Source organism: Clostridium cibarium (assembly GCF_014836335.1).
In the GTDB taxonomy this organism is placed as follows: domain Bacteria; phylum Bacillota; class Clostridia; order Clostridiales; family Clostridiaceae; genus Clostridium; species Clostridium cibarium.
The window spans coordinates 56,582-69,553 of sequence record NZ_JACSRA010000011.1; the positions used below are offsets into that span (position 1 = coordinate 56,582).

Genomic DNA, 12,972 nt, shown 5'->3' on the forward strand with positions numbered 1-12,972 from the left:
TATATAATATAAATCACTATCCACATATAGTCAATATAGACTATACTACAAATATTTTTTCTCTCTATATAAACATATATCTATATATACTATTCAAAAACGAAATTATTATTACATGATATATAATTTATTTACAAACTATTACTTATAAATTCTAAAAACACAATTATATTTATAATTTGTTTTTAATAGTAACAGTTATAACAATAAAATAATATATTAAATAAAAACACTTATATTAAGAGGACATAATGGAATTCAAGGGATGGGACGGTTTTGAAGATTTATTAAAGGCCTGTGGATATACTAATTCTAATAAAGATAATAATTCAAAGAAAGATTGTAAGAATAATTCAACCAATATGGGATGTAACGATATACTTAACGGATTTCAATCCTTAAATCCTGAATTATTTATTGTAATAGGAGAAATACTTGGGAACATAGTTGCTGGAAGTATTCCTTTCAATGTTCAAAACGCCATAGGAAACTGGCTTCAATTAGTTGGTCAAGTAATTGAAACATATAATGCTCAGCAGCAATATTTTCAAGGAGGACCAGGTCGTTATTTTAACCCTATCTATTATAATGTGAATAATCCATTTTGCAGTTCTAATTCTACTAGTTCAACTCAAAATACTAGTTCTAGCGATAATAATAAAAAAATTAAGGCTCTAGAAGATCGTATAAATCAACTAACCGATGAAATAGAAAAATTGAAAAATAAAATAAACAAATAAAATTCAAAAAAGAAAAACGATTTAGATTGCTTAAATCTAAATCGCTTTTTCATAAAAGTCTTTATGAACTCTTTTATTATTTCTACAAACTTATAAAATTCCCATTCTGCTCTAGATTATTCTAGATTAAACTTTATTTTGTTCCATATTCCTTTACATTGAAATATATTATTTTATCAAATTGTATATAATCTTTATCTGATTGACTTGAATCGGATTTTGTTTTGTTATCAAATATATAATATGCTTTTCCTACACCTTCAGATCTTGAATTGTACCAATCCATAAATGCATTAAATTCATTTTCAGATAAATCATATTCTTTTATAGTGTTATATGGTAATACTATTGTTAACTTAATTCTGCTTTCAGTTAAGTTTTCAACTGTTACTAAACAAGATGCTGTAATTCCATTTCCTGTAGTAGCTGTAATAGTAACATTTCCTGCCTTTAGTGCAGTTACTTTACCATTAGAATCTACTGTAGCTATTGATGGATCATTTGAAGTCCAATTTACATTTTTATTTGTAGCATTATCAGGTGTAACTGTAGCAACTAAATTATCTGCTTGTCCAACTTGTAAATTGTCTGTAGTTTTATTTAATAATATTTTCGATGCAACTATTGGTTTGTCATCAGTATAAGTCACTAACTTTCCATCACTATCTATATCTATAGCATCAAATGCAATATTAAGATTACTTAATGCTAAATTTTTAGTCATTATTTTAACAGTATGATAACCTTTATTTAGGGAAGTATTTTCAAAAACCAATGTCTGATAGACTGGGTTATCATTATGTTCAAGAATTTTACCACAATCTATATTATCAATATATACTTCTGCACATTCACCTGTAGGTTTGTTCGAAGCTATAGAACCTAGAATTCTTATTTTAGTACCATAAAATTTAAACTGAACGCTATCATTGTTAGTCCATGTATAAATTTCTGAAGATCCGCAAGCTCCAGCACCATTATATCTAGACCAAGTACCATTATATATTATCATGTTATTTGTATCATCAATTCTCTGCCATCCTTCTTCTGGCGCTGTTAACTGTTTTCCAACAGTAGCAGCACTCGCAACAATTCCATTTTGAATTGCTCCAATTCCCACAGCAACCAAGAACATTATAAATATTATTCCTAATTTTTTTAAATAATTTTTCATTCATCATTTCTCCTTTCGATTTACCAATGTTGAAACACATATGATTATTATAATTCCATATATGTCAAATTACAACAAATTATTTATTGTAATTATTTATTTAAAATTAGGACCAATCCATGCAGGTTTCTTTCTTAACCCGCATTATACCAGTATATTCTTAAGAATATTACTTCTTTGAATAAAAAAAGTCACAACTGAGCAGTATATACTCACTTGTGACTTAATAATAGTAACTAAAGCTAATGCTTTTAATGTTTTAAATACTTACTTCACTTTATATTCTTGTACATTAAAATACTCTATTCTATCATAGGAAATATAATCTTTATTTGAGATATTTCCCGCATTTGCTTTATTCTCAAATACATAAAATGCATGCCCTATTCCATTAGCTCTTGAATCATACCACTTTATAAATGCATTTAACTCATCCTCTGATAAATCATATGTTTTTATAATATTATTGGCCATAGTTATTGTTAGAACTGCCCTATCTTCAGTTGGATTTACAGGAGGTACATCTGCTACTGTAACTGTACACGCCATAGATAAATTACTTCCATCTGTTGTTTTAGCTGTAATACTTACTGTACCTGCCTTTAGTGCAGTTACTTTACCATTAGAATCTACTGTTGCAACTGTTGGATCACTTGAAGTCCAAGTTACATTTTTATTTGTAGCATTATCAGGTGTAACTGTAGCAACTAAATTATCTGCTTGTCCCACTTGTAAATTGTCTGTAGTTTTATTTAGTGATATACCTGTCGCAACAACCTGCACATTTTGATCATAAGATACTAACTCTCCTGTAGAATCTATATCTATTGCATCCAAGCACATAAAATTCGAAGTATTAGTAATTTCTACTGTATGGATGCTATTGCTCAAACTATTTTTTTCATATACCAAAGTTTGAAAATGATTTCCACTTCCGTCGTATATATTAAATGTTTGTTTAACTCCATCGATATATATACTTATTGAATTTCCGCATACAGGATTACGAAGAGATATAATTCTTAATTTTGTTCCTTGAAATTTAAATTGTATTTTTGAAGCTGAATTCTGGCTAGATTGCACCTCACTCTCTGAGCCATTATAGAAATCTCCTCCAGTATTCTTAATCCATCCATCCCCTACATATTTTATTCTACTATCAGTATCATCATATCTTCTCCACCCATCTTCAGGTTGCAATAACTGTTTTCCAAGAAAGACTGTTACTGTACATTTTGTTGACAAGTTGCTTCCATCTGTTGTTGTAGCTATGATATTTACTGTACCTGCCTTTAGTGCAGTTACTTTACCATTAGAATCTACTGTAGCTATTGACGAATCACTTGAAGCCCAAGTTACATTTTTATCTGTAGTATTATCAGGTGTAACTGTAGTAATTAGATTATCAGCTTGTCCTACTTCTAAGCACTCAGAAGTTTTATTTAGTGATATACCTGACGCAGCAATTGGAAGACTTCCATCATAAAATTTTAGTTCTCCCGTAGAATCTATATCTATTGCATCCAAGCACATAAAATTTGAATTATTAGTCATTTCTACTGTATGGATGCTATTACTCAAACTATTTTTTTCATATACCAAAGTTTGAAAATGATTTCCACTTCCATCGTATATACTAAATGTTTCTTTAACCCCATCAATAGATATACTTATAGAACTTCCACATACAGGATTACGAAGGGATATAATTCTTAATTTTGTTCCTTGAAATTTAAATTGTATTTTTAAAGCTGAATTCTGGCTAGATTGCACCTCACTTTCTGAACCATTATAGAAATCTCCTCCAGCATTCTTAATTAATCCATCTCCAACATATTTTATTCTACTATCAGTATCATCATATCTTCTCCACCCATCTTCAGGTTTCGATAACTGTTGTCCAATAGTAGCTGCCTTAGCAACAATTCCATTTTGAATTACTCCAATTCCCACAGCAACCAAGAACATTATAAATATCATTCCTAATTTTTTCAAATAACTTTTCATTCATCATTTCTCCTTTCATTTTACCAGTCTGAGAGCATATACATCATTATTATAATTCCATATATGGTAAAATACAACAAGCTATCTAATATAAAGTCCTTTATAGACAAATATTGATAATTTATTTTATGAAAATTGATGATAGTTTTGATATAAATTTATCACATTATAATCCCAGCAATGCACGCCAAGTATTTTTACCAACTACTCCATCAGCCTCTAATCCTTTAGAATTTTGAAATTCCATAACTGCATTTTTAGTGCCTTCTCCAAAAATCCCATCTTCAACAAGATTATATCCAAACCTATTTAAAAATTTTTGAAGACATTTTGTAATTTCTCCTCTAGCCCCTTCTCTAATTAGAGGACAATGATTTAATGTTTCATTCCCTGGGATACCATCTTCAGCAACTGGTCCGAACCCTTGCTCATTTATAAGTTGTTGAAGCTTTAATACTATGTCATGAATTTCTGAAGTTGGTTGTGGTGATGGTACATAACTTCCATTCATGAAAATTCCTTCGTAGAAGTTATCCATATCTACATTGCCACGAATACCTGAAACTTTTCCACTTTCTGAATATTGATGTCCCACCAATGGGAACCCAGTTTCCATTGGTGAATCAACTCCATAATGCGCTATCCATCCACCATAACATTTTATTCTACTGTCTAAATTATCTCTGCCGAAATATCCCCCTGTGTATATAATAATGTCTTGCCCACTTAATTCTTTAAATCTATTAATAAACGCTAAACACCTGTCTGTTATTTCAGTTGCCGAACGTCCATAATTGTTGACCTCTATGTCTAAGCAAGGCTTAACATCATAAGTTTTTCCTTTAATTGCATTATAAAAATCTTCTGCCTGCTCACTAGGGTCTGTTTTTTCACTCATAAAATGATAAAACCCTATATGTGGTATAATTCCATTAGCTCCATTGTAATTTTGTTCTAATAAATTATCTACAAAATCCACTCCTTCTGTTGCTTTTATTATTACAACCTCAACTCCACTATTTTTTACTGATTCAAAATCAATTGTTCCATTATGACTAGATACGTCAATTCCTTTAATTTTCATGTTACTCACCTTTCCTTCCATTTAACTTAGCTTGTTCTTTAAATTCTAATTTAACTCTTCAATTTGACATATAACCACCTGCCTTTCAACTAATAAAACAAACAAAGTAACTAATTTGACAACCATTTTCTCATTAATAAACTAAAATCATAAAGATGTTGTTACTAAATTAGTCACTTCTATTTATGTTATATATAACTATGAAGCAAAATACAGAAATAAAAAAAGTAGTGAGTAAGATTTAATTCTTACTCACTACCTCGGTATACTTTATACCAACCATCTACAGAAGTATGTTATGACAAAAACAAACCTTATTAAAGTTTCTTTTAAATACTTCTATTTCTTCTTGTAATAATCACCGCTCTTAGCTAAATGTTATTCCTAGTAATACGGCAAATACTAAACTTAAGCCTGACCATATAGCTAAATCATGCCTATAACTTAATCCAATACCTTTGGGTTAACTTCCCATTGTTTAGAACTTCATTTTCCAATATCCCACCGCAAGATTTTATAGTCTTTGCAGAAGCAATATTCTCAGCATCACATGTAACCAAAATTTTATTCATTTCTAATTTTTTACATTCTTCAAGTGCCATTTTCAGCATTTTCTTAGCATAACCTTTTCTTCGCTGATTTTTTGTCACACTGTAGCCAATGTGCCCTCCATAATTATATAAATACTCATTTAATGAATGTCTAATATTTATAATACCAATTAATTTATTATCTTCTTCATTCACAGCCAAGAACACACTTCCAGTCACTTCAGTATGTTTTGTACTCTCTTTTTCATTATCCAATACAAATTTCATCCATTCTTCATATATATCATACTCCTGCAAATATGATGTACCAGCTAAATCATCACCATTCTCCATAAATTCTTTTTTATAATCTAAAACCTGCTGCTTATATTCTATAGACGGCCTTAATAATCTCATAACTTTCCCCCTATTTTATTTATAGTAATAATTTTTTTCTTCGATACTATCTCCAAACAACCTCTAGGAAAATTATACCACAGAACTTTTATATCTATAAAATCAAAGACCAGGATTATCTCCTAGCCTTTTTAATATTATATCTATTTACTTAATCTTTTGAAATTCATCTTCATATTTATTAGCTTCATCTGGCGTAACCTTGTGGTCAATTCTTAATATTGTACTTCCTTTATCAAAATTAATTTTTGATGTATATTGATTAGGCCTAACAATTAAATTGTTTTTTTCATTTTCCCACTCTCCCAAATACTATATAACATGATATTACACTTAATGTAACGAATTTGAAAATATTAATATATTCTGTAATATACGCCAATAAAAAGTACTGCATATTATTTTTGTATAATATACGGTACTATATTAAAAAGAACCCTATTTCTAAACTACTCTCTGTCAACTTGACATCAGCAGTTCATTTCTAGAGTTCTTTAATTTAATTATTTTATTGCTCTACTCAGTAAAATACTCAACTCTTATATTTGTACTCCTGACGCTTTCATCATATTCTATCTTAAAACGCCATGTTCCAGTATGACTCCAGTTATAAATTTGAGTTTCTCCATTTCTAGCATACCGAGCTGGTTCAGCTCCTGAATCATTCCATGAATTATTACTTGAATCATACTGCTGTAATGTAATTTTCATCCTATTCCCATTATAAAACGGTGATGCATTTACCTCTATTGATATACCTTGTCCTCTCATACTAAATTGATTAGTATAAATAATTCCTGCACTACCAAATGATTGAGTGAATGATTTCCATGTACCTGCATAACTTGTTGTAGATGGTATTTGTGAAATAATAAATACACATATTATCATTAATGGTAACATGAATTTCTTTTTTATTGAACTCACAAGCTTTTCCTCCTTTCCGAATATTATTACTTAAGAACATTATTTTAATAAATAAAATTTATGTTCTTATAACAATACTTCTACACTCGCAGAAAAATACCTCCTTAATTTTACATTTATTCAATTTTTATCATCAAGAATGATTTCAAAATAAATTATCGAATAATACGATATCTTTTACACAAAATATATCCAAAGAAAGATTGTATGATGAAGAATTGAATCTTTTCTCCTTATTTTTATTTAAAAAATATGTTAATAAACTTATCAAACTAGAAAGCGAGGAATTAAAATTGAGAATACTAAAAAGAACATTCTCCCTTTTAATATGTATATTAGTTACATTTTCTACCTTATCTCAACATAAAATTAGAAACATCAATGCTAAAGCAAATGAATTAAGACAAACACCTGTAATTGTTGATGTAGTATTATATAACTTTCAAGATGCATTTATTTCTTTAGTCAAACAAAGCTTAGAAAATATTGAAAAACAAAATGAAGGAAAAGTTAACTTTAGATTTTATGATAGTAAAGGAAATCAAGCAATACAAGATGAAATCATAAGCACACTAGTTAATGATAATGCAGATTTTTTATTAGTAAATTTAGTAGATACAAGATCAACTAAAGATATTACTAGAGTTTTTGAACAACGTAAAATACCTATTATTTTCTTTAATCGAGAACCAGCAGACATAGATACTATTAAATTCTATGGTAAATCCTACTACGTCGGAACAAATGCAATAGAAGCAGGTACTATACAAGCACAAATACTTATTAATATGTGGAACAATAATAGAAAAGCACTAGATACTAATAACGATGGCATATTACAGTACATTATATTACGAGGTCAACAAAACAATATTGAAGCTGAGGAAAGAACAAAATCCGTCATTTCTACCATTGAAAAAGCTGGAATAAAGACCTCTGAGCTTGCCCAAAGTATAGCTAATTGGGATAGAATGTTGGCTAGAGATAACATTAGCTCCTTATTTCTTAGATATGATAACAAAATTGAAGCTATAATAGCAAATAATGATGAGATGGCCATAGGTGCCATAGAAGCACTGCAAAAATATGGCTATAATTTAGGAAACCCTAAAAAAACAATTGTCGTTACTGGAATAGATGCAACACCTGAAGCACAAGAGTTAATTAAGAAGGGATTCATGGCTGGATCAGTTTTGCAAGATCCTTCCGAAATGGCCAAAGCTATTTATACAATAGGATTAAATGTATTTCAAGGTAATGACCCTCTTTCTGATACGCAATATAAATTTGATGATACTGGAATAGCAGTTCGCATACCATATAGAGAATACCTAAGCTAAGTAAATAGATATACTAATTAAAATACAAACAAGGAACTTCATAAAAGGAGTTCCTTGTAATAAATATTACTACATTAAATCACAACGAAATATGGAATAATATGATATGCATTACACAAAATATTAGTGAAAGGTGGTTATATAATGAAAAAACTTATTCTAAAATTTTTGATTTTATTAATCTTATCATTTAACCTAATAGGTGCAGCTATTCCGATTACATCAAATGTATTTAAAGAAGGCATTTACAACTTGAGTGATTTTGAGGCTATTTTGAAAGATAAAATTTATAAAGTTCAAAATGTATCTACAGATAAAAGCTCTTATATAATTATTTTTGATAGTAACTTAAAAACACTTCAATCTATAATGCTAGACCCACACTCTATAAAATATGACGTAACTCCATTAAAATCTAGCTACAAAGTAGTAATAGCTGGTGATGGTGAAATATATTTTTCATAAAATAAAAAAAATTTATAATACTTTACATCGGACTTTGCTTACTATTATAACTATAATTAATAAAGCAATATTACATTTAATTAAAATACTATTTACTATTTTATATTTATCCCACTCTATCGTATCCTTTATTGCTACATATTTTTTCAAAGGGTACCATTCTGCTACCTTAAATGTTAATACCCCATACTTATCTGGCTTACTTTCAAATTCCCCATATACCCTAAAATAATGATATTTCATATAATCATTATACCTATATCCCATTCCATTTATTATTGTCTTATAAATAGGATTTCCTTCAGTTAAATTAACCTCACTAGTGTTCAAATTTTTATACCCCATTTTTTTGCCATATTCAATTATATTATCATTTCCGCTTAAAACCCCAGGTCCTCCTGTAGATTGACTTATTGCAATCTCTAATTCAACATAATTTGAGTTTCTTAGTTTCCCTGGCGTTTTATATGGCCAATTGGGAATTACTATTGAAATTACAATTAAAGATATAATAATAAAAATTAATAATATCTTCAATTTTTTATTCATATTAATCACCTTTACTTTCGTATAGATATCATTTATATCCAACTAATTTATACGTAAGTTTATCAATTATATTTTCTAACTTAACCTAGAGTACCTTAAAGATTGTCCTAAACATATATTATAATACATTTAAAAAAGGAGCATTATAATATGTTTTTTACACAACAATTTGTTTCAATTCCAATAATATCTAATCCTCACATATTATGCAATAAGAAAGCACTATCTCATAAGCATAGAACATGTGAAACTCAAGAAAAAACTATAGAACAAGTTTATACAAACGAAAGACAAAAAGTATCTTCTCCTAGGGAAGTGTCTGTACAAAATTTCGAAAACTCTCCTACTCCAAGTGAAATACCCTACCTTAATGGAATTTGGTATGGATATAATCCTAACACAAAACGACATGATTTTTGTGAGATTATCCAGGAGAAAGACACAAATAATCTAACTTTTATTAATGAAGTCAAAGATAGATCAAAAGGAAGTTTCTTAAATAAAGATACTGTCATAGCTACTGAGTGGGATGAACTTATAGGTCATATACGTGGAAATGCAATATATTGGGACAACAATACTTGGTGGGTCAGACAACTAAATGGTAATCTACCTTGCATATTTGGCAATTATTGTGGTCTTGGTTGTAGTGGTCCTGGAACTCCCATCAATCCTGTAGATTGGTGTTGTAAATTTCATGATGATTGCTATACAGAATATGATATTTCTTACCCCTTTCCAACATGTGATCAAGAATTAGTTAAATGCTTAAAGCCACTGGAGGGATCTTTTCCACTATTAGCCCCTATTATTTTATCACCATTTTCATATGCAATTGATATGGTTCCAACAACTATATTAAAATATCCTCCTTGGAATTAGATAATTATTTTGCTATTAAATTTCTCTATAATTAATGTTTAAAAAATTGCAAACCTTAACTCATAAAAGGATTGAGTCCTGTACAATACAGGATTCAATCCCAAAGAGCTGCTTAATTAGACTGTCTAAAATTTAGAGTGCAGTTCAAATTCTTACCCACTAACTTCTTATTAGTTAAACTTTAAACTCCTAATTAGCTTTATATTCTTGCACATTAAAATATTCTATTTTATCATAAATAATATAATCTTTATTTGTTATCTTCCCTCCGATAGGCTTATTCTCAAGTATATAATACGCCTCGGCCGTTCCCTTAGATCTTGAATCATACCAATTTAAAAATGCATTTAATTCATCCTTTGATAAATCATAAGTTTTTATAACATTATTGGACATATTTATAGTTAAGACTGCTCTATCTGCCATTGGTTTATTTGGATTGGTAGTGCTTGTATCTGTTACTGTAACAACACAAGTAGCAGATAAATTGCTTCCATCTGTAGTTGTTGCCATAATGTTTGCTGTTCCTGCTTTTTTAGCAATTACTTTACCATTGTAATCTACTGTTGCTACTGATGTATCACTTGAAATCCACTTTACATTTTTATTTGTTGCATTGTTTGGTGTAATTGTAGGAACTAAATTATCTGCTTGTCCTACTTGTAAACTACTTGTAGTTTTATTTAGTGATATCCCTGATACAACTATCAGTTTGTCATTATTATACGGTTTTAACTCTCCTGTAGAATCTATATCTATTGCATCAAGGCACAAAAATGTTGAATTATTAGTAATTTCTACTGTATGGATGCTATTATTTAAATTATTTTTCTCATATACTAATGTTTGAAGTTGCTCATTTTTTGCCTTGTATTCGCTAAATGTTTGTTTGACTCCATCAATAGATATGTTTATTGAATTTGAGCAGGCAGAATTACAAATAGATATAATCCTTAATTTTGTCCCTTGAAATTTAAATTGTATTTTAGAATTTGGATCCTTATAGCAATCCCCCTCACTCTCTGTAGCATTATAGAAACTTGGCATATCAGGATAATGAACCCACCAGTTTCCTACATATTGTATTATACTATCCCTATCATCATATCTACGCCAACCATTTTCTGGTTGTAATAACTGTTGCCCAACAGTAGCTGCACTCACAACAGTTCCCCTTTGAATTAATTGAATTCCTATTATAGCAAATAATATTAAAAATATTATGCTAAACTTTTTAATATAATTTTTCATTTATGTTTCCCCTCATTTATAAATTACAAACGCGTTCAATTATTATTATAAACATTAAAACACAAAATTCCAATAAAATCCATATATAATTTATTTAAAATAGCATACCATTTTTTAATACTAAAATATTGCATATTCTTTTTATTCAAAAATACGGTATTGTAATTCATTATTTATATTACTTCTAATACAATCTTATATTAAGAAACTTCTTAGCTAAATTAAATTTTCAATAGCTTCAACTGCCTTCGCAGTTCCTCCAAGACTTAACAATATTTCTCCCGCTTTCTTAGAATTATTTCTATATACAGGATTTTCATTAAAATTATTAACTATTTTTTTTATTGTTTCATAATTAAAATCACTTACTTCTAACATGGCTCCCGCTTGTAATTTAACTATCGAAGATGCATTATACTTCCTTTCAAATACATTACCTGGACATATGATTTGGGGGACTCCATATATTAAACTTGTCATAATACTATTTTGACCTCCATGATTTATATACACTACTGCTTCTGGCAATAACTCATTAAAATCAAATCTTTTATTGACATTTATGTTATTTTTCTTATATGGCTCCACCTGCTCTGTAGCAATATAAACTTGATAAGAAGAACTTTCAAATGCCTTAGTTAATTCTTTTATTAATATCATTGGAGAAATCGTCCCATTCCCCATATATGCTACTATTTTGTTTTTTTCTCCCTTTGTTTGTATTAGTTTAGGTGAAGAAAGAGGTCCAACAAAGACTATGCTTTCTCCGTCTATTGGCTCTATCTCGTAAGAACTCGGAACAATCTTTAGATCAGCCCAGTCAAATATATCCAAAACAGATTCCACTTTATTCAAATTATTCTCAGTTAAATATTTATTTACCCCTTTACTATACTCAGGATTAGATGCAAAACTTTTTTGAACTGGCAAGCTAAATCCTGTAGCTACTTTTATTTTTTCTAGCTTAGCTGCAACAATAGCTGCTATTCTAAATTCTGAATAAATCACATCTGGCTTAAATTTTTGTATTGCTCTTCTTATACAAGATACATCATTTGCAAAATATTTTCTATTAATTGCTCCTACCAAGTGTAAAACTTCTTCAAAGCTATTAATCTGTTTTCTTTGCTGTAATCCAACTAATTGTGATATTCTAAATATATTATTGCCAACAAATTTAGGAACTCCTAATAAGGACGGAATAGGGGCATAATAATTTTTTACGTTTTCTATACTATGATAATTTATATCTTCGGGTGCGCATAATGCTACTTTATGACCTCTCTTAATAAATTCGTTAGCTAATAATACTATTCTTGAAAAAGGTCCTTTTGTTTCTGTCATCGCTGACATTGGTGCAAGTAAAACTCTCATAATATTCACTCCTATATATTTTTTGCTATATTAGTCATATGCATATTATACTATTCCTGGCAAATACCACTTTATTCAATTTTCAAAGATTAATTTTTAATATTGTATATAAAACTTATAGCTAACGAATCTAACTAATCAGAATATAGAACAATGTAGGATTTAAAAATTTCATAACAAAATTAAAAAACACGTTTTATTCATAATAAGTAATTTATGTAAAATACAAGAA

General features: G+C 29.0%; 13 protein-coding genes. 4 read left to right on the forward strand and 9 right to left on the reverse strand.

The window, feature by feature from the left end; genetic code table 11:
• Positions 1-251 precede the first annotated feature (251 nt).
• Positions 252-740 carry a hypothetical protein gene (locus H9661_RS08720; RefSeq protein WP_191768293.1) on the forward strand — a complete coding sequence of 163 codons (489 nt, stop codon included), beginning with the start codon at positions 252-254 and terminating at the stop codon, positions 738-740.
• 133 nt (positions 741-873) lie between these two features.
• Here H9661_RS08720 and H9661_RS08725 read toward each other — a convergent pair whose 3' ends face one another.
• The 6 genes from H9661_RS08725 to H9661_RS08750 form a co-directional block, all read right to left on the reverse strand.
• Positions 874-1,914: an Ig-like domain-containing protein gene (locus H9661_RS08725; RefSeq protein ID WP_191768296.1), complete on the reverse strand. Its 1,041-nt coding sequence runs from the start codon at positions 1,912-1,914 to the stop codon at positions 874-876.
• A 267-nt stretch (positions 1,915-2,181) separates the two neighbouring features.
• A complete protein-coding gene (locus tag H9661_RS08730; RefSeq protein WP_191768298.1) occupies positions 2,182-3,921 on the reverse strand; it encodes an Ig-like domain-containing protein in 1,740 nt (579 codons plus the stop codon).
• 166 nt (positions 3,922-4,087) lie between these two features.
• Positions 4,088-5,005 carry a GH25 family lysozyme gene (locus H9661_RS08735; RefSeq protein WP_191768300.1) on the reverse strand — a complete coding sequence of 306 codons (918 nt, stop codon included), beginning with the start codon at positions 5,003-5,005 and terminating at the stop codon, positions 4,088-4,090.
• Positions 5,006-5,442: 437 nt separating this feature from the next.
• A complete protein-coding gene (locus H9661_RS08740; protein WP_191768302.1) occupies positions 5,443-5,952 on the reverse strand; it encodes a GNAT family N-acetyltransferase in 510 nt (169 codons plus the stop codon).
• A 147-nt stretch (positions 5,953-6,099) separates the two neighbouring features.
• A complete protein-coding gene (locus tag H9661_RS08745; RefSeq protein WP_191768304.1) occupies positions 6,100-6,261 on the reverse strand; it encodes a hypothetical protein in 162 nt (53 codons plus the stop codon).
• 207 nt (positions 6,262-6,468) lie between these two features.
• On the reverse strand, positions 6,469-6,879 hold the full coding sequence (locus H9661_RS08750) for a hypothetical protein (protein WP_143317886.1): 411 nt from the start codon (positions 6,877-6,879) through the stop codon (positions 6,469-6,471).
• Positions 6,880-7,172: 293 nt separating this feature from the next.
• Here H9661_RS08750 and H9661_RS08755 point away from each other — a divergent pair, with 293 nt between their 5' ends.
• Together H9661_RS08755 and H9661_RS08760 are read left to right on the forward strand one after the other, a co-directional pair.
• Positions 7,173-8,219, forward strand: coding sequence for a galactose ABC transporter substrate-binding protein (locus H9661_RS08755; protein ID WP_191768307.1), 1,047 nt, complete (start codon positions 7,173-7,175; stop codon positions 8,217-8,219).
• Positions 8,220-8,363: 144 nt separating this feature from the next.
• Complete coding sequence (locus H9661_RS08760) at positions 8,364-8,684, forward strand: hypothetical protein (RefSeq protein WP_191768310.1); 321 nt, start codon at positions 8,364-8,366, stop codon at positions 8,682-8,684.
• 12 nt (positions 8,685-8,696) lie between these two features.
• Here the strand turns inward: H9661_RS08760 and H9661_RS08765 are convergent, their stop codons facing one another.
• Positions 8,697-9,233 carry a hypothetical protein gene (locus H9661_RS08765; protein ID WP_191768312.1) on the reverse strand — a complete coding sequence of 179 codons (537 nt, stop codon included), beginning with the start codon at positions 9,231-9,233 and terminating at the stop codon, positions 8,697-8,699.
• Positions 9,234-9,383: 150 nt separating this feature from the next.
• On the opposite strand from H9661_RS08765, the gene H9661_RS08770 reads away from it, so the two are divergent.
• Positions 9,384-10,115 (forward strand): phospholipase A2 family protein, encoded by a 732-nt coding sequence (locus tag H9661_RS08770; protein WP_191768314.1) that lies wholly within the window; start codon positions 9,384-9,386, stop codon positions 10,113-10,115.
• Positions 10,116-10,304: 189 nt separating this feature from the next.
• Here the strand turns inward: H9661_RS08770 and H9661_RS08775 are convergent, their stop codons facing one another.
• Positions 10,305-11,366 (reverse strand): Ig-like domain-containing protein, encoded by a 1,062-nt coding sequence (locus tag H9661_RS08775; protein WP_143317894.1) that lies wholly within the window; start codon positions 11,364-11,366, stop codon positions 10,305-10,307.
• 216 nt (positions 11,367-11,582) lie between these two features.
• Positions 11,583-12,740, reverse strand: coding sequence for a glycosyltransferase (locus tag H9661_RS08780; protein WP_191768317.1), 1,158 nt, complete (start codon positions 12,738-12,740; stop codon positions 11,583-11,585).
• Positions 12,741-12,972 lie beyond the last annotated feature (232 nt).